This is a genomic window from Mariniflexile sp. HNIBRBA6329, from assembly GCF_043558645.1.
Lineage (GTDB): Bacteria > Bacteroidota > Bacteroidia > Flavobacteriales > Flavobacteriaceae > Mariniflexile.
The window spans coordinates 172,064-195,324 of record NZ_JBIFXS010000005.1 but is presented as its reverse complement, the minus strand read 5'-3'; the positions used below and the strand labels follow the sequence as shown (position 1 = coordinate 195,324).

General features: G+C 34.6%; 20 protein-coding genes. 8 read left to right on the top strand and 12 right to left on the bottom strand.

Annotated features, from left to right (window positions below; all coding sequences use genetic code 11):
- Positions 1-18: 18 nt before the first annotated feature.
- The 5 genes from ACGK9U_RS08880 to ACGK9U_RS08860 form a co-directional block, all read right to left on the bottom strand.
- On the bottom strand, positions 19-1,392 hold the full coding sequence (locus ACGK9U_RS08880) for an MBL fold metallo-hydrolase RNA specificity domain-containing protein (RefSeq protein ID WP_394466016.1): 1,374 nt from the start codon (positions 1,390-1,392) through the stop codon (positions 19-21).
- 5 nt (positions 1,393-1,397) lie between these two features.
- Positions 1,398-2,240: a restriction endonuclease gene (locus ACGK9U_RS08875; protein ID WP_394466015.1), complete on the bottom strand. Its 843-nt coding sequence runs from the start codon at positions 2,238-2,240 to the stop codon at positions 1,398-1,400.
- A gap of 177 nt (positions 2,241-2,417) precedes the next feature.
- Positions 2,418-2,567, bottom strand: a complete 150-nt coding sequence (locus tag ACGK9U_RS08870; RefSeq protein WP_394466014.1) for a hypothetical protein — start codon at positions 2,565-2,567, stop codon at positions 2,418-2,420.
- Between the two features lie 12 nt (positions 2,568-2,579).
- On the bottom strand, positions 2,580-3,422 hold the full coding sequence (locus tag ACGK9U_RS08865; protein ID WP_394466013.1) for a universal stress protein: 843 nt from the start codon (positions 3,420-3,422) through the stop codon (positions 2,580-2,582).
- A gap of 26 nt (positions 3,423-3,448) precedes the next feature.
- The gene (locus ACGK9U_RS08860) at positions 3,449-4,297 is read right to left on the bottom strand and encodes a universal stress protein (RefSeq protein ID WP_394466012.1); all 849 of its coding nucleotides are present in this window, start codon (positions 4,295-4,297) and stop codon (positions 3,449-3,451) included.
- A gap of 289 nt (positions 4,298-4,586) precedes the next feature.
- Here ACGK9U_RS08860 and ACGK9U_RS08855 point away from each other — a divergent pair, with 289 nt between their 5' ends.
- From ACGK9U_RS08855 to ACGK9U_RS08830, 6 genes are all read left to right on the top strand, one after another.
- Complete coding sequence (locus ACGK9U_RS08855) at positions 4,587-5,468, top strand: DnaJ C-terminal domain-containing protein (protein WP_394466011.1); 882 nt, start codon at positions 4,587-4,589, stop codon at positions 5,466-5,468.
- Between the two features lie 2 nt (positions 5,469-5,470).
- The gene (locus tag ACGK9U_RS08850; RefSeq protein ID WP_394466010.1) at positions 5,471-5,767 is read left to right on the top strand and encodes a chaperone modulator CbpM; all 297 of its coding nucleotides are present in this window, start codon (positions 5,471-5,473) and stop codon (positions 5,765-5,767) included.
- 144 nt (positions 5,768-5,911) lie between these two features.
- Positions 5,912-6,928: a GntR family transcriptional regulator gene (locus ACGK9U_RS08845; protein WP_394466009.1), complete on the top strand. Its 1,017-nt coding sequence runs from the start codon at positions 5,912-5,914 to the stop codon at positions 6,926-6,928.
- A 3-nt stretch (positions 6,929-6,931) separates the two neighbouring features.
- Positions 6,932-8,419: a xylulokinase gene (locus ACGK9U_RS08840; RefSeq protein WP_394466008.1), complete on the top strand. Its 1,488-nt coding sequence runs from the start codon at positions 6,932-6,934 to the stop codon at positions 8,417-8,419.
- A 194-nt stretch (positions 8,420-8,613) separates the two neighbouring features.
- Entirely contained in the window at positions 8,614-9,939 is a 1,326-nt protein-coding gene (xylA, locus tag ACGK9U_RS08835; RefSeq protein WP_394466007.1) for a xylose isomerase, read from the top strand.
- A gap of 32 nt (positions 9,940-9,971) precedes the next feature.
- Positions 9,972-11,642: a sodium:solute symporter gene (locus tag ACGK9U_RS08830; protein ID WP_394466006.1), complete on the top strand. Its 1,671-nt coding sequence runs from the start codon at positions 9,972-9,974 to the stop codon at positions 11,640-11,642.
- A 65-nt stretch (positions 11,643-11,707) separates the two neighbouring features.
- Here ACGK9U_RS08830 and ACGK9U_RS08825 read toward each other — a convergent pair whose 3' ends face one another.
- Complete coding sequence (locus ACGK9U_RS08825) at positions 11,708-12,943, bottom strand: 3-deoxy-D-manno-octulosonic acid transferase (RefSeq protein ID WP_394466005.1); 1,236 nt, start codon at positions 12,941-12,943, stop codon at positions 11,708-11,710.
- Between the two features lie 128 nt (positions 12,944-13,071).
- Between ACGK9U_RS08825 and ACGK9U_RS08820 the strand changes: the two genes are divergently transcribed.
- Both ACGK9U_RS08820 and galE read left to right on the top strand, forming a co-directional pair.
- The gene (locus tag ACGK9U_RS08820) at positions 13,072-14,226 is read left to right on the top strand and encodes a DegT/DnrJ/EryC1/StrS family aminotransferase (protein WP_394466004.1); all 1,155 of its coding nucleotides are present in this window, start codon (positions 13,072-13,074) and stop codon (positions 14,224-14,226) included.
- Positions 14,219-15,244, top strand: a complete 1,026-nt coding sequence (galE, locus tag ACGK9U_RS08815) for a UDP-glucose 4-epimerase GalE (RefSeq protein ID WP_394466003.1) — start codon at positions 14,219-14,221, stop codon at positions 15,242-15,244. The genes ACGK9U_RS08820 and galE overlap by 8 nt, the downstream gene beginning before the upstream one ends.
- A gap of 93 nt (positions 15,245-15,337) precedes the next feature.
- On the opposite strand, the gene lspA is transcribed toward galE, so the two are convergent.
- From lspA to ACGK9U_RS08785, 6 genes are all read right to left on the bottom strand, one after another.
- Positions 15,338-15,868 carry a signal peptidase II gene (gene lspA, locus ACGK9U_RS08810; protein WP_394466002.1) on the bottom strand — a complete coding sequence of 177 codons (531 nt, stop codon included), beginning with the start codon at positions 15,866-15,868 and terminating at the stop codon, positions 15,338-15,340.
- Entirely contained in the window at positions 15,868-16,749 is an 882-nt protein-coding gene (gene fabD, locus ACGK9U_RS08805) for an ACP S-malonyltransferase (RefSeq protein ID WP_394466001.1), read from the bottom strand. Before fabD ends, lspA begins: the two co-directional genes overlap by 1 nt.
- 42 nt (positions 16,750-16,791) lie before the next feature.
- Positions 16,792-17,352 (bottom strand): sugar O-acetyltransferase, encoded by a 561-nt coding sequence (locus tag ACGK9U_RS08800; RefSeq protein ID WP_394466000.1) that lies wholly within the window; start codon positions 17,350-17,352, stop codon positions 16,792-16,794.
- Positions 17,353-17,360: 8 nt separating this feature from the next.
- Positions 17,361-18,917 carry an NAD(P)/FAD-dependent oxidoreductase gene (locus ACGK9U_RS08795; RefSeq protein WP_394465999.1) on the bottom strand — a complete coding sequence of 519 codons (1,557 nt, stop codon included), beginning with the start codon at positions 18,915-18,917 and terminating at the stop codon, positions 17,361-17,363.
- Between the two features lie 61 nt (positions 18,918-18,978).
- Complete coding sequence (locus ACGK9U_RS08790; RefSeq protein WP_394465998.1) at positions 18,979-21,219, bottom strand: DUF6807 family protein; 2,241 nt, start codon at positions 21,217-21,219, stop codon at positions 18,979-18,981.
- A 39-nt stretch (positions 21,220-21,258) separates the two neighbouring features.
- Entirely contained in the window at positions 21,259-23,244 is a 1,986-nt protein-coding gene (locus ACGK9U_RS08785; protein ID WP_394465997.1) for an alpha/beta hydrolase, read from the bottom strand.
- Between the last annotated feature and the right edge of the window lie 17 nt (positions 23,245-23,261).

The window sequence follows — 23,261 nt, the reverse complement described above, 5'->3', positions numbered from 1 at the left end:
TTTATTTGTTTTTAACATTTATACCTGTAATTTTTCCATATCTGTTAATTTTGGAATTGTAACATTCCAATGATATGTCTCTTTAATTTTTAAACGAAATGCATCCAACGAGGTTGGTTCACCATGGATTAAGAAAACCTTTTCGGGGATATTTTTAATATGGCTCATCCAGTTTATTAAATCGTTTTGGTCTGCATGAGCCGAAAGACTTTCTATGGCTTTAATCTTTGCTTTAACCGGATAGTATTTTCCAAAAAACCGTAGTTCGTGCGTCCCTTCTTTTAATAATCTTCCTCTTGTTCCTTCCGCTTGATATCCTACCAATAAAACTGTGGTTGAAGGCTCATCAATAAATTGTTGCAAATAAGTAAGTACGCGCCCGCCGGTAACCATGCCACTACCTGCTATGATTATTTTAGGGCGCTTGTCGTCTATGGTTTCCCAAGTTTCCTTGTATGATTGTACAATGTTTATGTGTTTGCACATGGCATTGTATTCAGAGTCGGATAACTTATGCCATTTAGGATAACGCTTAAAAACTTCCAAAACATTATTGCCCATGGGGCTGTCTATAAAAATAGGGATGTTGGGTATTTTGTTTTTTATGTAAAGCTGGTAAAGTAAATACATGAGTGTTTGTAAACGCTCTACAGCAAAACTGGGAATAATTAAATTTCCTTTATTGTGAATGGTTTCTTTTATGATATCAGATAAAATGGTGTCAACATCCTCTTGAGGATGTAATTTGTCGCCATAGGTGCTTTCAATAAATAAATAATCTGCCCATTCTGGTTTTTTAGGGCTGTTTAGTAAATAGTCATTTTCTCTGCCAATATCACCTGAAAACACAAATCGTTTTCCGTTTATATCCAATTCAATAAAAGTAGCGCCAATAATGTGTCCATTATACTGAAACCGAAAGGATATGTTTTCAGACAGAACAATCCATTTATCTGGCACTTCTACCTGAAATTGTTTTATGGTTTTTTCAGCTTCAAAAATGGTGTAAAACGGTAATGCAGGATGGTGTTTTGTGTACGCCTCTTTATTTGCTTTTTCTGCTTCCTCCTCTTGAATTTTGGCACTATCTTTTAAAATAATTTCTGCAATGGCCAGTGTTGGCGCTGTCCCCATAATTTTGCCTGTAAATCCTTGTTTTACCAATCGGGGTAAATAGCCAACGTGGTCTAAATGTCCATGTGTAAGCAAAACCACATCAATATTTTTCGCATTCATGGGTAAATTGTTCCAATTAAGTTCTCTTAGTTCTTTTAAACCTTGAAACATACCGCAATCTATTAATATGTTTTTTTCTGAAGTTTCAATAAGGAATTTTGAGCCTGTTACGGTGCCAGCAGCTCCTAAAAAGTTTATTTTCGCAAAATTTTCCATGGCTTTTAGTTATTGAACAGCATTTTGATTTCATTTAAAATTTTCACTTTTCTTATTTCTGAAACACCTAAATGGTCCAAATAAAAAACATCTCCAATTAATTCTCTACAAAGCACAACGTTCCTGCTTAATAAAAACTGTTTTTCTCTATTTGTAAGTAAGGTAGATACGGTTATTGGATACAAACCCAAGCGGTCTATCCTGTCTTTTAGACCATCATTTTTAGGATAATCCCAACTTAATAAATACAGATGGACACAGTTGCCGTATTGAATGGCATCTTGGGTAAAACGGGTATTTGTAACTACCCAACCTTTGGTAAGTTTAGATTGGTTTTTTGGGTTGGCATTCCAATGTGCTTTTACATCGTTATAGCGTGAATTTATATAAAGCGGAATTTTTACGTTGCAATTAAGGCCTTCATCACTATGGAATTTACATTCAACAACAATAGTTTGGTCATCTTTATGTGCAAGAACATCAATTTCGTGTGTTACACATTGGCCTTGCAGAATTTTGTTGACTTCGGTTTTGTATCCTGAATATTTTAATATGGCACCTACAAAAAGCTCGAAAGGATATCCAGTTGGTCCCAATTCGTAAATGGCTTTTTTTAATTTGTACTTTGATGCTAAATAGCTTTTCTTTTTTTTAAGTAAAGCATAGGCCCTATTGTATATTTCTTTTGTTGAAATACCTTGATAAAGTTCGTCAATTACCTTATCAATAATTTGGTTAATGGTTTCTTTATCGGCACCGCTTCGGTTTAAGGATGCTTTTAGTTTATCCAAAGAAAATTTTGTTTTTTTTCCTGATGATTTAATGATATGGATCGTATCAGTCTTCATAGTTTAAATTATATAATTAAATCAGGTTGTTTCAGTAAAAAATAGAAACATTTAAAGTATGTTTACTTTTTTATAGATTGTCATTTTCTTTAAAAGCTAGCATATCTAAAACTTTTGCTAAACCATTTTCAGAATCGAGTTTTGCAGTTTCATATAAATCGTTGCTTAGGTCCATGTTTATAGGCTATCAATAATATTGCTTGTAGTAGAAAACACGTTTAAAATATAGAAATCACAGGGGTCTTTTTTATATAGTTCCAACGCATAAGTAATGACATGGCATTCGTTTTTTGAAAAATCTGTTGGCAATAAAATTTTTCGATGCATGATTTTTTGTTTTTATGGTCTAGCAGGGATAACTAAAAAGGGAATCTTTAAATGAAACCCAATTTTATTAATGGTGTTTTTGAAAAATAAGTTTTCAAAAAACGAATGTTTGTTATTGATCATAACCAACAAACTAACATGGTTTTTTAACTGAAATTTTGTAATTCCTTCTTCTACGGTTTGGTTGCTCACCTCATGAAACTGGTATGCTGTTTTTTTTAAGTAAGTTTCCAGTATTTTTTTGTTTTCTTCTTGTTGTTTAGACAAATCGTACCCATACGTTAGGTACAAAATGTTGATTCTGGTTTGATGTAGATCGCTAACATTTGTAATAGGTTTTAAATGGTGCGGTTCGTATTTAATTTGATAATCTGTTGGGAACAAAACTTCTTGGGGCGTTTCAAATTCAAAACCATCAGGAATGGCTAGAATGGGGCATTTAACATTTTTAATAACATGTACCGTGTTCGATCCAAATAGAATTTCTTTAGCGCCAGTGGCTCCCTTTGTACCCATTACAACATAATCTATGGCTTTGTTTTCAACCACATCTGCTATTTCTGGAATTAGCATATTAAAGGCACCCATGGTTTCTATAGTATGTTTTGGGTTTTTGTATTCTTTGTTTATGCGTATTTTAAAATCCTCTAAATTTTTTAAAGCAGTCTCTCTAATACTATCTAGCATACCAAATTGTGCGGGTTCTACCAGAACATATTGTACATGGTAAATTATTGGAGTGTAGGTATTTAGCAAATAGAAGTGGCAAATTTCATTTTTAAAAAGCTGTAATGCATACTTAATGGCATTCCAGGAGTTTTCAGAAAAATCGGTAGGTAAAAGAATGTTTTTCATGATATTAAAAATTTAATTTATGCTTATTAACGTTTCATGTTTTGCAGTGCTAAAAAAGGGATGTCAATATTTAAACTCAATTCATCTATTGTGGTAGATTGAAATAAAATGTTTTCTAAAAAGGAATGCCTTGTGTTTACCATAACCAACAGGTCTATTTGGTTTTCTTTAATGTATTTAAATATGCTGTTTATAATATGTTTGCTCTTAATTACCTTAAAATCAATTTCGTTTTTGCACAATTCTTCTTTAATGAAGGCTTGATTGTCTTTTTGCCTAACAGATAGTTGTTCGCTTTTTGATATATAAAGCATATCTATTTTAGCTCTGTAAGGAGATGCCATTTCACAAATTAATTTTAGTTCTCTTCTTTTGTAGGGAATCATATAATTAGTGGGAAAAAGAATGTGGGTAGGCTTCATGTATTTATAATTTTCTGGAATTGCTAGCACTGGGCATTGTACATATTTTAAAACTTGAAGCGTATGGCTGCCAAAAGTTATTTTTTTATTGTTGGTTTTTCCTTTGGTACCCATTACCACAATATCTATATTATGTTCATCAACCAACCGGTCGGCCTCATCTACCAATAAGTTATTGGCCGAAATTATATTAAAAGTGTGTTTTGGGTTAGGAGCGATGTTTTTAATTTTTTCTAGTGTTTTTTCTAATTGTTTCTTTGAGTTTTTGCTCACAACCTCTTTAATGTCATCTAGCTTGCTAGTGGCAAGTAGAGATTCATCTGCATAAATATCATCTTGATATGCGTGCATTATATAAAATTCACTTACTTGAAACTTAAATAAGTCTAAAGCAAATTTTATAGCATTCATAGCATTTTCAGAAAAATCGGTAGGAATCAATATTTTCCTCATCACTTAAGTATTATCACTAAAGTTACAAATTATAACCAGTTGATTCAATGATATTTGTCATATATACAGTAGTGTTTTCTTCATATTTTTAAATTCGTGATTATTTATATGGAAAATTCAATTTGAAGCTTAACCTTAGTAGATGCATCTAGTGTTTTTTAAAACAATCAACTATGAATATTCTAAATGTAAATCGACCAAATATTAATTCTTAAGAGCTAAAAAGTATATTAAAAAAGCTTAATTTTAGGTATTAAACATCTTATTTAAAACCCATAAAAACAACTAAATGGCTTATATAGATTATTATAAAATATTAGGTGTTTCAAAAAATGCTTCAGAAGCCGATATAAAAAAAGCGTATCGAAAACTGGCCCGTAAATACCACCCAGACTTAAACCCGAACGATAAAGTTTCGGAAAAGAAATTTAAGGAAATTAATGAAGCTAATGAGGTTTTAAGCGACAAGGAGAACAGAAAAAAATATGACCAATACGGCGAACATTGGCAACATGCCGAGGCCTATGAAAAAGCGAAGCAGCAAAATCAGCATAAACAAGCCTATCAAGATGCTTCCGCTGGATATTCTGAAGAAGATTTTTCAGATTTTTTCGGAAGTATGTTTGGAGGGCGGGCATCTGGAAGTGGTAGACAAGTAAAATTTAGAGGTCAGGATTATAATGCAGAATTACAACTAGAACTGAAAGATGTTTATGAAACACATAAACGTACCTTAACCGTTAATAATAAAAGCATTAGGATAACCATACCTGCCGGTGTAGAAAATGGGCAAATAATTAAAGTAAAAGGGCATGGAGGCCATGGTGTAAATGGCGGCCCCCATGGTGATTTATACATTCAGTTTTCAATTTTAAATCATACCAAATTCAAAAGAGATAAAGACAATCTTTACACTACTGTAGATTTGGATTTGTATAAAGCTTTATTAGGAGGTGAACTGATGGTTGATACATTTAACGGGAAAGTAAAACTGAATATAAAACCAGAAACACAAAACGGAACTCAAGTAAATCTTAAAGGAAAAGGTTTTCCTAAGTACAAAAAAGAAGGGCAGTTTGGAGATTTATACATTACCTATCAAATAAAAACACCAACCAACCTTTCTGAAAAAGAAAAAACCTTGATTAAAGAGTTACAAAAACTACGTTAATAATGGAAAAACAAAATTTAATATCAGTACAGTTAATTTGCAATCAATATAATGTTCCAATTTCTTTTATAAATACATTGCAAGAATTTCAACTGGTGGAACTTATAGATGAAGAGAACAACTTTTATATCCATACAAACCATATAAAAAAAGTTGAAAAAATGATACGATTACACTACGATTTGGATATCAATATAGAAGGAGTTGATGTTATTTATAATCTACTTAAAAAAGTTGAATCGTTAAAACAAGAAATTAATGTGCTTAATAACAGATTAAGGCGTTACGAAGACTTGTAAATAAGTTAAAATGAAAGCAACTATACCATAAGCCTTATATTTTTAAATTTATAAACTGATTAACACCATGGTTTTGTGTTTGTAAAATAAATATCTTCCTATTTCAAAATATAATTATTTGTAGATTAAAAATAATATTTATATTTGCAAACCAGAACAGAACAGAACGGTTTGACTAATTTTAATATTAATACGAATAGTGAAGTGCCTAGGTACCAACAATTAGTTAATGCAGTTAATGATGCATTGGCTAATAATACCTTATCTAGTGGAGATGCTTTGCCTTCTGTGAATGTTATTTGTAAAGGATACAATTTGTCTAGAGACACCGTTTTTAAAGCATATTCTATCTTAAAAGAAAACGGGGTAGTTGAATCTGTTCCAAATAAAGGATATTATGTTGCTAATGATACTCGAAAAGTGCTTCTGGTTTTAGATACTTTTAAAGCTTACAAAGAAGTATTGTACCATGAGTTTGTAAATAATTTGCCTAAAAAAGTGATTGTAGATGTGCAGTTTCACCACTATAACATCAACAATTTCAAAACTATTTTAAATAATAGCAAAGGGAAATATTTTAAATATGTGGTGATGACTTTCGACCATAAAGAAGTGCCAAGTGTCTTGTCTGATTTCGATAACGACAAGCTGTTGTTAATCGATTGGAACGTCCACTCAAAAAAATCTAACAATTACGTTTTTCAAGATTTTGGAAATGCATTCCATGATGCTTTAAAGGAAGCTGTTGTTCCTTTTAAAAAATATAAAAAACTGGTTTTTGTATATCCGACATTCACCAAGCATCCAACAGAATCGGTTACTTACTTTAAACAATTTTGTGAAACCAAAAAGTTTAAATATAAAATCGTCACAGATCCTGCTGATTTTAATGTTGTAAAAGGAGAAGCCTACATAAGTGTAAGTGATAGAATACTCGGAACTTTTTTAGAACAATGCAGAGCCAACAATTTTGAACCAGGTACCGATGTAGGCTTCTTGTCTTATAACGAAACCCCGATGAAAAAATTCATTTATAAAGGCATTTCGGTAGTTTCAACCGATTTTAAAGCACTGGGTGCTAAAGCAGCAGAGTTTATTAATCAAGAAACGTCAATACAAACATATATACCAACTAAATTAATATTAAGAGAATCATTATAAATCATGTACTATTTAGGATTAGACATAGGAAGTTCTTCTATAAAAGCAGCACTTGTTGAGGTGGCATCAGGCAAAAGCTTGGGAGTTGTACAAGAACCCGAACAAGAAATGAGCATGTTCGCCCAAAAAAATGGATGGGCGGAACAAAAGCCAAACGATTGGTGGCAACATGCCTGTAAAGCCATAGCCAAATTGAAAAAACAGCATAACATATCAAGAACCCAAATAAAAGGTATAGGTATTTCGTACCAAATGCACGGATTGGTTATTGTTGATAAAGATGGAAATCCACTTCGTAAAAGTATTATTTGGTGCGATAGTAGAGCCGTAGAGACAGGGAATAAGGCTTTTCAAGAAATAGGAGAAGACAAATGCGCTTCAAACTTATTAAATTCTCCCGCCAATTTCACGGCTTCAAAATTAAAATGGGTAAAAGATAACGAACCGGATATTTATAAAAACATTTATAAGTTCATGCTCCCCGGCGATTATATTGCTTATAAATTTTCAAACAAAATAAACACCACCATTTCAGGACTGTCAGAAGGCATTTTTTGGGATTTCAAAAAAGATGATATTGCAGATTTCCTTTTAGAACATTACGGTATCGATAAAGCCTTAGTGCCTGATATTGTGGATACATTCGGCGTACAATCGGTAGTCGATGCAAAAGGTGAAGAAGAAAGTGGCGTAGCGGCAGGAACATCTATTTATTATAGAGCAGGTGACCAGCCAAACAATGCGCTGTCGTTAAACGTGTTTAACCCAGGTGAAGTAGCCGCAACAGGTGGTACATCAGGCGTGTTTTATGCTGTAACCAATAGCTTATCGGCTAAGGAAAGTGCGCGTGTAAACAATTTTGCCCATGTAAATTATACCAAAGGAGCCGATGCAAGAATAGGAAAACTGTTATGTATCAACGGCGCAGGCATCCAATACCGTTGGTTGCTCAATAATTTAGCGGTTAGTTCCTATGAAGAAATGAATGCATTGGCTTCAGAAATTCCTATTGGATCAGATGGTGTTTGTTTAATTCCGTTTGGAAATGGCGCCGAACGCATGCTTAACAACAAAGAAATTGGTACTAGAATAGTTAATCTCAATCTAAACAACCACCACAAAGGGCATATGTGTCGAGCTGCTTTAGAAGGTATTGCTTTTTCGTTTGTGTATGGTATGGAAATATTGAAATCCGATGGCATCAAACCTACCGTTATTCGTGCAGGAAACGACAATTTGTTCCGTTCAGAAATATTCGCCAATACCGTGGCAACCCTTATAGAGCAAGAAATTGAAATTTACAACACCACAGGAGCCATTGGTGCAGCACGTGCCGCCAATTTGCATAAAGGCGATTTCGAAAGCTTTGGAAAGACAATTATAGATAACGATCATGTGATGACTTTCATGCCTTTTAAAGACAAAACAGCGTATCAAGAAGCTTATAACAACTGGAAAACCGAATTAGAAATCATTTTAAATAATAAATAATCAATAAAAAATAGAAACATTTTGGCGTTACCACAAGGGTCGGGCTTTCGCAACTCGCTTTTTTTGTTAGGTCGCCTTGAGCGCAGTCGAAAGGTCGTTTTATAACAAAAAAGAGCTCAAACAAATTGCTCAATCCCTAACGCAAAAAGTAACACCAAATAAACAAATAAACAGATTAACAAAAAATAAAAACAATGGCATTAATAGGAAACAAAGAATACTACAAAGGTATTGGAGAGATCAAGTTTGAAGGCAAAGAATCAGACAACCCATTAGCATTTAAATACTACAACCCAGACCAAGTGGTTGCAGGTAAAACCATGAGCGAATGGTTTAAATTTTCGGTAGCGTATTGGCATACGTTCTGCGGACAAGGAAGTGACCCATTTGGGCCAGGAACTCAAAGTTTTGAATGGGATAAATCTTCAGACGCAGTTCAAGCAGCAAAAGACAAAGCCGATGCCGCGTTCGAATTCATTACAAAAATGGGATTTGGATACTACTGCTTCCATGATTTCGATTTGATAAGAGAAGGTGCAACATTTGCTGAATCAGAATCTAGATTAGCAACCATTACAGACTATTTAAAGCAAAAACAAGCAGACTCGGGCGTAAAATTACTTTGGGGAACAGCAAATTGTTTTTCAAACCCACGCTACATGAATGGTGCTTCAACCAATCCAGATTTTAATGTGGTTGCAAGAGCAGGAGGGCAAATAAAATTAGCGTTAGATGCTACAATGGCATTAAACGGAGAAAACTATGTATTCTGGGGTGGCCGTGAAGGTTATATGACGCTTTTAAATACCGATATGGGTCGTGAGTTAGACCACATGGGACAGTTTTTAGCTATGTGTAGAGATTATGCACGTGCAAATGGGTTTAAAGGAAACTTCTTTATCGAACCAAAACCTATGGAACCATCAAAACACCAATATGATTTTGATACAGCTACAGCAATCGGTTTCTTAAAAGAATATGGTTTAGATAAAGACTTTAAAATAAATATTGAAGTAAATCACGCTACATTAGCACAACACACTTTTCAGCATGAAATTGAAACTGCAGCAAAAGCAGGTATGTTAGGAAGTTTGGATGCCAACCGTGGCGATTACCAAAACGGATGGGATACCGACCAGTTTCCTAACAACATCCAAGAAACTACCGAAGCGATGTTGGTGTTTCTTAAAGCAGGTGGTTTACAAGGTGGTGGTGTTAATTTTGATGCTAAAATCAGAAGAAATTCTACCGATTTAGAAGATGTGTTTTTAGCACATATTGGCGGTGCAGATACATTTGCTAGAGCGTTGTTAATTGCAGATAAAATCATCACATCTTCACCTTATGAAAAATTAAGAACAGCACGTTATGCATCATTCGATTCTGGTAAAGGAAAAGATTTTGAAAATGGTAAGTTGAGCTTACAGGATTTATATAAAATAGCGCAAGAAAATGGCGAGTTGCCATTAACAAGTGGGAAACAAGAGTTATTTGAAAATATAATTAACCAATATATTTAATATTAATTTTTACCAACTAAACTAAATATTTTATGAAACATCATTTTTTAGTTATGCAATCGGTTTTAGAAAACTTAGATTGGGTAGTTTTAGGAATTTATTTCCTTGCACTTATTGCGGTGGCCGTTTGGGTTGTTCTTCAAAAAAACAAAAACACCGAAGATTATTTTTTAGCAGGTAGAAACGTAGGATGGTTTGTAATTGGAGCGTCAATTTTCGCTTCCAATATCGGGTCGGAACATGTTGTAGGGCTTGCAGGAACTGGTTTTGAATCAGGTACGCCCATGGCTCATTACGAACTGCATGCGTGGATAGTTTTGCTTTTAGGATGGCTGTTTTTGCCATTTTATATTAGAAGTGGCGCTTTTACCATGCCAGAGTTCTTGGAAAAACGTTTTGACAGTCGTTCACGTTGGTTCTTGTCCTTGTTCTCATTGGTAGCTTATGTGCTTACAAAAGTATCTGTAACTATCTATGCCGGTGGTATTGTGGTGTCTGAACTTTTAGGAATCCCGTTTTGGTACGGTGCTATTGGTATTGTAGTTTTTACAGGAATTTATACGGTTGTGGGAGGCATGAAAGCGGTTATTTATACCGAAACCTTGCAAACGGTGATACTGATATTTGGTTCGGTTGTAATAACCTATTTAGGTTTGCAAGAAGTAGGTGGTTGGTCGCAATTGAGAGAGACCGTAACTGCGGTAAGTCCGGAGCATTTTAATATGTGGCGCCCTATGAACGATCCGCAATTTCCATGGACAGGTCTGTTAATAGGAGGTACCATTGTTGGTATTTGGTATTGGTGTACAGACCAATATATTGTACAGCGTACATTAGCTGCAAACAATATTAAAATTGGTAGACGTGGTGCTATTTTTGGAGCTTATTTAAAATTGCTTCCTATATTGATTTTCTTGGTTCCGGGTATTATTGCATTCGCATTATCTATCCAAAACCCAGAAGTGTTTTCGGTTGAAAAGGCTGATAGAGCATTCCCTATGTTAGTTAAAACCTTATTGCCTGTTGGTTTAAAAGGATTGGTAGCTGGAGGGTTAATGGCAGCTTTAATGAGTTCGTTGGCATCGGTTTTTAACTCATGCTCAACAATTTTCACCATAGATATTTATAAAAAATTACATCCAGAAAAAACGGAGAAAGTTTTGGTAAATACAGGTAAAATAGCAACCGGATTTATTGTTGTGTTGGGTATTATATGGATTCCCATTATGGAAAAAATAGGTGGTGGTGTTATGTATCAGTACCTTCAAAATGTACAATCATACATTGCGCCTCCGGTAACAGCTGTATTTTTATTGGGGATTATATGGAAACGTGTTAATTCCACCGCAGCTATAACTACCTTGTTAACGGGATTGGTGCTGTTGGTTTTAAGGTTAAGTAGTGAAATATATTACCAGCCACAAATACTTGCAGGTGAAACTGTGGAAGGGATAGCCTATGCTTTTGCAACCATCAATTTTGCACACATGGCAATATTCATGTTTATTTTCTCGGTGTTTATTTGTATTTCAGTTAGTATAATGTCGCAAGCACCTAATTATGAAACTATAAAAGGATTGGCATTTGGAACACTTTCAGAGGAACAAAAGGCAGCTAATAAAGGTAGTTACGACACAATTGATGTAGTGCTGTCGGTGTTGCTAGTTGTTATTGTTATTGGTGTTTTAGCCTACTTTACATAGAAGATTATTGATTTTTAAACTTCATAAAAAAGGGTTGCCAATTTAATAAGCAACCCTTTTTTAATTTATAAATTTAGGTGTGCCAATATTTTATTTACGGCACCTTTGTTGGTTTCTATGTATTCCAAATTGTTTTTTCCGGCAAGTAACCGTTTTTGGTTGTTTTGAATCAGTTCACTCAAAATACGGTTAAATTCTTTTTGGTTTGAAATAGAAAACATACCGCCTCTATCAATCATGTCTTGTGCCTCTGGAAATTTTTCATGGTGGCATCCAATAATAATCGGAACGCCAAAAACAGCAGGTTCTAAGGTATTGTGCAGTCCCGTTGTGCCCATCGCACCACCAACATAAGCGATATCGGCATAACTGTAAATTTTTGAAAGGATGCCAATAGTATCTATGATAAAAACTTGGGTGGTTTCAAGGTTTTTGTTGCTTTTCTCAGAAAACAAAACACTTTCAACAGTCAGTTTTTCTTGAATGTTTTTTATTTGTGTAGGTTTGATGTTATGCGGTGCAATAATAAACTTCACGTCTTTTGAAGCTTCCGAATTAATAAAATTAATAAGCAAACTTTCATCTTCTGGCCATGAGCTGCCAGCAACAACACAAAGTTTGTCTTGTTTGAAAGTCTCAATAAAATCTAACGTGTTATCGATAGTTAACTGACTGGAAACTCGATCAAACCGTGTATCGCCCGAAACAGTTACCTTATTGTAATTTATAGATTCAAGCAGTTTTTTTGAAGTGTTGTTTTGGGTGAAAATATGTTCAAAAGCAAATAAGGCATTCCGTAATTGATTCCCATAAAATTTAAAAAAGGATTGATTTTCCCGAAACGCTGCCGAAATTAAAATGGCTTTTAGGTTTCTTCTTTTTACTTCATTTAAGAAATTAGGCCAAATATCATATTTAACAAAAACGGTAAGTTCGGGGTTAACCAGGTCTAAAAACCGTTTAGCATTCGCTCTAGTGTCCAGAGGAAGATAAATTACAACATCTGTAATGGGTGAGTTTTTTCTAATTTCATAACCCGAGGGTGAAAAAAAACTAAGCACAATTTTGTGCGTTTTAAATTGTTCTCTCAATGCTTTAAAAACAGGAAGCCCTTGTTCATATTCGCCTAAGGATGCGCAATGAAACCAAAGGGTTTTGTCCTGAGGCATTAAGTTTTCTCTTAGGATTTTAAAGGTGTTTTGTCTCCCAAGAACCCCACTCTTAATTTTTTCGTTAAATGGCGATGCACATTTTAAACCAAAATGTGCCAGATGCATACCAATGTTGTAAATAAAACCCAAAACTTAATTGTTTGGCGTAAAAATACATTTCTTTAAAATAATTTCATTGGTTACCGTGTACTAATTTTGTAATTTCGTGACTTATTAAAGTATAGAGCTTTCTATATCTATAATCTTATATTTTTCAAATGAAAAAAATTCAAATGGTTGATCTTAAAGGTCAATATGATGGAATTAAAGACCTTGTTAATTCTTCAATCCAAGAAGTTTTAGAAACAACCGCTTATATAAACGGACCAAAAGTTCACCAATTTCAAAAGAATTTAGAGCAATATTTAGGAGTAAAACACGTCATTCCATGTGCTAACGGCACCGATGCGTTGCAAATTGCGATGATGGGTCTGGGTTTGAAACCAGGAGATGAGGTTATTACTGCCGATTTTACATTTGCTGCCACTGTTGAGGTGATAGCACTTTTACAGTTAACGCCTGTTTTGGTTGATGTGAATGAAGATGACTTTAATATTAACATTGAAGCCATAAAAAAAGCCATTACGCCAAAAACCAAAGCCATTGTACCTGTGCATTTATTTGGACAATGTGCCAATATGGAAGCTATTATGGAACTGGCCAAAGCGCATAATTTATTTGTAATTGAAGATAATGCCCAAGCTATTGGTGCCAATTACACCTTTAAAAACGGAAAAAAGGCACAGGCAGGAACGATAGGTCATGTGGCATCAACCTCATTTTTTCCATCTAAAAACTTAGGATGTTATGGCGATGGCGGCGCTATTTTTACAAATGATGATGCGTTAGCGCATACCATTCGAGGGATTGTAAACCACGGTATGTACGAGCGTTACCACCATGATGTAGTGGGGGTGAATTCTCGTTTAGATAGTATTCAAGCGGCTGTTTTAGATGCGAAATTGCCACATTTAAATAAATACAACAAAGCAAGACAAATTGCAGCCCAAAAGTATAATAAAGCTTTTGAAGGTATAACTAAAATAATAACGCCCAAAGTATCAAATGGGTGTAAAACTATTTGTGATACTTGTGATTGTCACGTATTTCATCAATATACTTTACGAGTTTTAGGAGTTGATAGAGACGCTTTAGTAAAACATTTGAATGAAAAAGGAATTCCTTGTGGCGTGTATTACCCAATACCACTTCATAAGCAAAAAGCATATGAAGATTCAAGATATAATGAAGCCGATTTTCCAGTTACCAATCAATTGGTAAAAGATGTTATTTCATTGCCAATGCACACAGAATTAGATGATGAACAAATAGAATTCATTACATCAACAATCATAAAATTTATAAATGGATAAAATATTAGTTACCGGTGGTTTAGGTTTTATAGGCTCGCACACCGTTGTAGAATTGCAAAACGAAGGCTACGAAGTAGTTGTTATTGACGATTTGTCAAATTCATCAATTAATGTATTAGATGGTATTGCAGCCATTACTGGGAAAAAGCCACTTTTTGAAAAGCTTGATTTAAAAGAGAAAGCAGGTGTTGAAGCATTTTTTGCAAAACACAATGATATAAAAGGTGTTATTCATTTTGCGGCAAGTAAAGCGGTTGGTGAAAGCGTTCAAGAACCTTTATTGTATTATGAAAACAATATAAGTACCTTGGTTTATATTCTGAAAGAATTAAAAAAACTGCCAGAAGCAAGTTTTATATTCAGTTCTTCGTGTACGGTTTATGGGCAAGCAGACGAATTGCCAATTACCGAAAATGCACAAGTGAAACAAGCGGAATCGCCCTATGGTAACACCAAGCAAATAGGGGAAGAAATTATAAGCGATACGTGTAAAGTAACGCCAAATATGAAAGCAATTGCTTTGCGTTATTTTAATCCAGTTGGGGCACACGAGTCCGTTAATATTGGTGAATTGCCCATAGGTGTACCGCAAAACTTGGTGCCTTTTATTACGCAAACCGCTATTGGATTAAGGGAACAACTATCTATTTTTGGTGATGATTATCCTACGCCAGATGGAACGTGTATTCGTGATTATATTCATGTGGTCGATTTAGCTAAAGCACACGTTATAGCACTAAAACGTCTTTTGGAAAATAAGAACAAAGCCAATTACGAAACCTTTAATTTAGGAACAGGAAAAGGAAGTTCTGTATTGGAAGTGGTAAAATCTTTCGAGAAGGTTTCTGGTAAAAAGTTGAATTATAAAATTGTAGGCAGAAGAGAAGGTGATATCATTTCAGCTTATGCCGATACCACAAAAGCGAATGATGAATTAGGTTGGAAAACAAAATTATCGTTAGATGATGCGATGCGTTCCGCTTGGAAATGGGAGCAGAAAGTAAGAGGGAACAATTAATTCTTCATGAAAAATGGACATATAAAAAAAGGCTGCAAAATTAATTTTGCAGCCTTTTTGTTTTTTATGAAATGAAGTTTAGAAAGGATTCTTTTAAACAGTTTTTTCTATGTCGTCACTTTCTTTTTTCTTCCCAAAACTAACAAATAATAAGATAAACATACCTGTGGTTACCGATAGGTCTGCCATATTAAAAATACCTGTTTTAAATACACCACCTAAATCGATAAAGAAAAAATCGGTAACTGAGCCATAAACAATGCGGTCGTAAACATTGGCTATACCACCTCCAATAATACTAGCGAATGCAAAAAGCGACCAATTATCAATACTTTTATCCTTTAGAATATGACGTAAAACAAAGCCAAGAACTAGAATAGGTAATATAAGTAATAAGATGATTCTTAGTGTCGGATTTAAATCGCTGCCCATACCTAAAAAAGCACCTGTGTTTTCAACATTCATCATAATAAAGGCATCGCCAATAATTGATATGCGTTCACCAGGATGTAAATCTGTTCTAGGCTGAATGTGTGTTCTAACCAAAACCTTTGAAATTTGGTCTATGGCAATGGTTATAACAATTACAAGTAATATGTATGCCGTACGTTTGGTTGATTTCATTATAAACTAGCTGAAGCGGTTTGTGCGTCTCTATTTATTTTTTTTACTAACCCTTGTAACACATTACCAGGACCAACTTCAGTAAATAAAGTAGCGCCATCTGTAACCATTTGTTGTACAGATTGTGTCCAACGCACAGGTGCTGTTAATTGTGAAATTAAATTGGCTTTTATGGCCGCTTCATCAATAACAGCATTAGCGGTTACATTTTGGTAAATAGGACAATTTGGTTTGCTAAAAGTTGTATTTTCAATAGCGGCTGCCAATTCTTCACGGGCAGGTTCCATTAAAGGCGAGTGGAATGCGCCACCAACAGGTAATACCAAAGCGCGTTTTGCACCTGCTTCTTTCATAGCTTCACAAGCTCTATTAATAGCATCAATTTCACCAGAAATCACTAATTGACCAGGGCAGTTATAATTTGCAGCTACTACAACACCTTCGGTAGCAGCACATACGCTTTCTACAATGGCATCATCTAAACCTAAAACGGCAGCCATGGTGCTTGGTTGTAATTCGCAAGCTTTTTGCATAGCCAAAGCACGTTGCGATACCAATTTTAAACCGTCTTCAAAGTTTAATGCGCCATTGGCAACTAATGCTGAAAATTCTCCAAGGGAATGTCCAGCAACCATATCTGGTTTAAAGCTTGCGCCTAAAGTTTTTGCTAAAATGACTGAGTGTAAAAATATAGCGGGTTGTGTTACTTTTGTTTCCTTTAAGGCTTCAGGAGTTCCTTCAAACATGATATCTGTGATATTGAAGCCAAGAATCTCGTTTGCTTGTTCAAATAATTCTTGAGCTAATGGCGAGTTTTTATATAGTTCTAAACCCATTCCTGTAAATTGTGCTCCTTGTCCAGGGAAAATATATGCATTCATAGTTGGTAATTTTTAAGTGCTGCAAAAATAAGAATTATAATTTTAGCGATTATTGATGGTTTTAATAATTTTAGCCGGATTACTGCCAATTACAACATCATCAGGAAAACTTTTAGTAACAACAGCACCAGCGGCAACCACCACATTGTTCCCTAAAGTAACACCTGGGCAAATGGTAGCGTTTCCACCAATCCAAACATTATTTCCTATGGTTACTGGTTTCGCTAGCTCTTTACCACTATTTCTAGCTTTAAATTCTAAAGGGTGCGTTGCTGTATAGATTTGAACATGAGGCGCAAACATGCAATTATCGCCAATGGTTACCTCGGCAACATCTAAAATGCAGCAATTGAAATTCATAAACAGATTTTTTCCTGCTTTAATATTGCTGCCATAATCGCAATGAAAAGGAGGTTCTATAAATAAATTTTCACCAGCATTTTCAAATATTTGATATAGTATTTTTTGACGTTCTTCTAAATGTTCTTCACTTAAACTATTGAATTTATGAAACAACAAGCGAACCCGATGGCGTGCTTTTACCAATTCAGGGTCAGAAGGACTGTACATGGCCCCTGCCAGCATTTTCTCTTTTTCAGTCATTAAAGTCATTATAGATTTTTTGTTGCAGCTTCGGCACAACGTTCACCATCCATAGCAGCCGACACGATGCCACCTGCATAACCGCCACCTTCACCACAAGGAAACAAACCTTCAATTTGCGGATGTTCTAAATGTTCGTTTCTAGGAATACAAACAGGCGAAGAGGTTCTTGATTCTACACCAACAATATTAGCTTCGGAAGTATAATAACCGCGCATTTTTTGTCCGAATGCTTCAAAGCCTTTTCGCAATCTGCTACCTATTAATTTAGGTAAAAGCGAATGTAATGGTGCTGAATTTAATCCAGGCTGGTAGGAGGTAGGGTTTAAATCTGCCGATAAGCGTCCTTCTACAAAATCGGTTAGTCGTTGTGCGGGCGCTACTTGACTGCGTCCGCCTGCTGTAAATGCCATACGCTCTAGGGTTTTTTGATATTCCAAACCTTTTAACGCGCCAAATTGCTCGTATTTTGGTAAATCTCTGTGTACATCAATTTCAACCACAATGCCCGAATTGGCAAATAAGTTATTGCGTTTTGAAGGCGACATACCATTTACCACCACTTCGCCATTGGCTGTGGCTGCAGGTACTATAAATCCACCCGGACACATACAAAATGAATATACACCACGTTCGTTTACTTGTTGTACCAAACTGTAGGAAGCAGCAGGTAGTAATTCATGACGTTCTCCACTGCAATGGTATTGGATTGCATCTATAATATGCTGCGGATGTTCAACCCGAACGCCCATAGCAAACGATTTGGCTTCTAAAGCAATTTCTTTTTTATGGAGTAAATAGAAAATATCTCTAGCCGAATGTCCCGTTGCTAAAATAACACGGTTGGCAGGCATTTCATCGCTATTGTTTAACTGAATAGCCTGTACTTTGTTGTTTTTTATAATGAAATCGGTAACGCGGGTTTCAAAATGAATTTCGCCTCCAAATTTTAAAATCGTTTCCCGAATATTCTGCACTACTTTAGGCAGTTTGTTGGTGCCTATATGTGGATGCGCATCTACCAAAATTTGGTCGGTAGCACCATGAAATACGAGGTTTTCAAAAATACGGCGTACATCGCCACGTTTTAAACTTCGTGTATATAGTTTACCGTCTGAATACGTTCCGGCACCACCTTCACCAAAACAATAATTGGAATCTTCATTCACAAAATGGTCTTGGTTGATGGCTCTTAAATCGCGACGACGGTCTTTTACGTTTTTACCACGTTCTAAAACAATGGGCTTGAAACCCAATTCAATACAACGCAATGCAGCATACATACCTGCGGGACCAAAGCCAATGATGTGGATGGGTTTTTCTTTTGAAACATCTTTATAATCAAATTGATATTCGGATGTTTTAGGTAATGCTTCACGAATATAAACAGCTACTTTATAGTTGAAAAAGATTTTTGGCTTTCGGGCATCAATAGATTTTCGGAGCACTTTTATTCCTGTAATATCTTCCTTATCAATATCAAGGATATGCGACGCTTTTTGCGCCAAAATATCGTTGCGCTCTTCTTCTTTAAGTGAAATACGAAGCTGAAGTTCTTTTACCATGGGGCAAAATTAGTGAAAATACTATTGGATTTATTCAATATCTAATGAAAGCTATTTATAATTATTGATTCGTATAGTTTTTATAAATAGTAGGCATGTCTAAGGTGTTAATACCTCCATTGTGGACAACCAAACGATAACGTAAAACGGTAGGTTGAATAGTGGATAGTGATACAGAAATAGCCCCAGGATATGGATACACAGCATTTTGCATACTGCGTTTGGTACGTAATATCCATTGGTTTGAAGGCTCTGGATTATTGGGATGGCACAATATGGTAAGTCCGGCTTGTTTTCCATCTTTACCTAAAGCTCCAGAAATATCCATCCAATTATCGGCTTCCAATGGTAAATTTGTAGGGGTTACTTCTCCTTCTGAACTTTTAAAAAAAATGTCATCTGTTAGTTTAATTCTTGGGGAAAACCCACCGTAACCTTTAGCGTCTTCAGAACCACCTATTCGCATATTTTCTTCCAAAGCAAGTATGGAAATTTCAATATCAATTTCTCGGTAATTTTTTTCTTTTGGGTAAACACGAATAGTTGTAGTTTCTTTAACTACGGGTTTTTCATTGCCATTAGCATCTAACCATTGGTTCGATTTCCAAAAAACGTTTGCTTGTATAGCTTTGGAATTATCAGGTTGTTTAATTTCCTTAACTGAAGTAACATCCCAACTGAAATTTTCAATTTCCCAACCATCACCTATACGTTTATTTTCAATGTATAATTGATGCCATGCCCAAAAAATGCCTCTATGGTGTAGGTGGTCTTCAGGGAAATCTTCGGTTAAAACCTCACCGTCTAATGTGTAAAGTGGGTGAATGTAATTAGATCTTTTATAAGTGCCATTTAAAGATTTTTCAGCAATTTGATAATTTAAAATGGAGTCGTTGTTTTCAGTGAAATAAACAACATCTTTTTTAATACTAACAGTAACTATTGAAGGGTTTAAGTATTTTTTAAAAAAAGAATAAAGTGTATTTAATGCTTTAGAAGTTTGCGGTACAGCATGACCAGTTCCGTAATTAATTAAAGAAGCATTAGGTACTTTATGTGCATCTAATTTTGCTTTGAAATTTGAAATTTGATCATGATAATACGGTGCATCATCTGTATTATAGAAAAACAAAACAGGTGCGGTTTTTGAAGATTCTACTAAATAGCTAGCGCCCATAGTTTCCCATAAACTATAATTATCTTCTAAACTTCCCCAAGCCCACGGACATCTGATTTCTAGATTTTCATCACCATCATTTAATGTATTATAAATTTGAGTATAATCGAAAACGCCTGGGCCAAGGGCTGCCGCTTGCACATCATCAGAAACACCAATATTAAAACCTGTATTTTCAAATTCAGGAACAATTTTATCGCCAATGGCCATAGACCCAGCTGTAGAGCCACGTGAAAATCCGTAAATACCAATTTTTCCTGAAAGTCCTAATTCATCACTCATGGAACGTAACGTACGAATGGCAGATTTTACTTTTTGTGCTGTATCTGGATTGACTTGATAGGATTTATAAGTATCGTTTTTGCCATTAATGGGTTTTCCACTACCCCAAGGACAATACTTTGGGTGGTCGGCAATTGCCCAAGCTATATTATGTGCTGGTAAACCTTCTAAAAAGGAATCGTTAAAGCCAGCAAATGTGTAAGGTAGAAACGTTCGTAAATCTTTATTTGCATTGGTTAATTTGCCTGTTTTGCTATCAAAAGTTGCATAACTGTTGCTGTAGGAAAACGATAAAACTATGGGGACAGTTTTAGTTGTATTGGCTGGATAAATGATATCCATGTATAACATGTCGCCTTCGGTATATGCTTCAGGTGTATTGTAAATATTAGGATTATCTTTAAAATAAGGAATGTTTTTAGCTATTCTATAACCTTCAAATAAAATATATGAATTGTTGGTTGAGCAGTTGTTTAATCCACAGAAATTACCAGATGCTAATTGATTGTTAATAGCTATAATATCTTTGTTTATTGTTGTAGCTGAAGCGTTTTTGTTTTTTTTATAATCAAATTCGATAACACGATAACCTTTTGAAAGTAACCAATTTACATCTTCTTTATTGCTATTTTGTCCAAGTTTGTCAAATCCTAAATTTTCAAGATATACTATAGTAGCGTAATTGCCTTTGTAGTCTTTAACAGGGTTTTTTGCTTCAGTTATTTTGTAAGTGATGTTTTTACCTGTAACTGTACTAGCCCATTTACCTGTTAATGCACAAGAGTTAGTAACTGCAAATGTCAATAACAAATAAACAAACTGTAAATGCCAAATTTTCATCATGCTACAAAGCTAATTAAAATCGTAGTTAAAATTTATTGATTAATCAACAAAGCGAATCCTGTTTTTACCAGAAAGTTGCATCAAATCTTTTAAGTCATAATATTTTATTACACCATATAAAACATTGGTGTAAATATCTTTTTGTAATGGGTTTTCTAGATAATTGTAAAAAGATTTTATGGACCTAGATACTTCGGTTTGGTTAATTCGGTTATCTAAATACGTAGCATGAATGGCAGTTGGGCCATACAAACCATTTGCTATTAATTTGATTTCTTTACTATTTAAAGTTGGTGTTTTATTAATAAAATCGAGAATTGTTATCACATCAATTATCCGTTGCCCCATAATAGGTTTGCCAATATGCATGCTTGCCATGGCATTTCGGTATTCCCAGTTCCAATATTTAGAGTCGTTAAGATTTGATGGGTCGGCAGTTTCACCAAACCCACGTAAATCGGCAAGAATTAAAATTGTGCCTTGGTTTATATAATCATCAATAAGACTTTCATTAGAAAACACATCGTTTTTTCCACTTTCATTTAAGTATAAAACGATATTGCTTTTTATGCTTACATTTTCTGGTATTAAAACTAAGCAAGGTAAAGGCATTTGTCCGTTTCTATTTATTTGATATTTGTGTAAATCAAATTTTCTTAAACTACTTGAACCTGTTTTTTGAATGTGAATATCGTCTTTTGGAATTTCAATTCCTAGCAATTCTAAAACCTTACTTTTAATAATAGTTTCCTCATTTTTTAAAAATATGATTCTTTCTTTATTATAATTATTATACAACTCTTTGTGATATTCTGGGATAGACACATTATCATGAATAGCAGTTATAACCTGCCCAGTTGAGGTGCATTGTAAAGCATCTAAAGGTATTTGGATATGATCGCTTTCAGTTACATGAGTGTCATCATTGTAAAACCATTTTTTAAACCAAGTAGCCATTGCTTCTCGTTTAGGTTTTGGCATCCCATGACCACTTTCTGCAGAAAACATACTTATTTTTTCAGGACTTTCTAAAGTGGTATAAGCATTTTTAAGACCTTTAAATGCTTGTGTAGCACCCCAATAATCGACAAAATCATATTTGCCAGACATTATTAACAAAGGTTTTGGTGCCATCATAAGTGCAAAATCAGCGATTTCAAGTTGTTCTCTGCCTTCGTATGGTATATGCTGACAACCATCAGAAGCACCATAAATTTCTAGAACTTTTTCACGTTGTGTAAAATAACTGCAAATGGTAGCTACTTTAATACGTTGGTCAAGACCAAGCATATAAGCTACCTGCGTACCGCCACCTGAACTGCCATAGACACCAATGCGATTTTTATCTATATCCGGACGGCTTTCTAGATAATCAATAGCACGGTGGTTATCCCAATATTCATAAGCAGCTAAGCTTGTTCCAATTAAATTAGCACCCATATTAAGTAAGGTATGTTCAGTTGTAGCTCCACGAGTTTGTGATTTACTTTCATTATCCACAAATTGAATACGTTCGCCTTGACCAATAGGATCAACTACCAAGACAGCAATTTTGTTTAATGCTAGAAGTCTAGCAGCATTTGAAGATGGTATTTTTCCACCAAGTCCATGACCACATAATTCTAGAGTAACAGGAAAAGGACCATTGCCATTAGGTATGTATAGATTTGCGGTTACATAGCGTTTGGGAATACTTTCAAAAATAACCTTTTCAATTCTAAAACCTTCAAATTGAGTAACACCTAAAATTTGGGCATTTAGTTTGCTTTTTTCGGGTAAGTCTCCAATAATACTTTTGTAATTTTTAATGCTTTTATCTCTATATTTTAAGATGCTTTTTTTTGTTTTAAGAGCTTCATTAAAGCTTATTTCACGATTAGCATATTGTTCATGAACATCGTGTAATAAATAATTGTTGTAAGCTACATTCATTTGCCATGATAATGCATTTGAATTTCTTTGAGCTTGCGTTTCATTAATTAAAAAGTATAAAAATATTAGCAAAGAAGTTTTTAATAATTTCATATTTAAACGAATAAAAG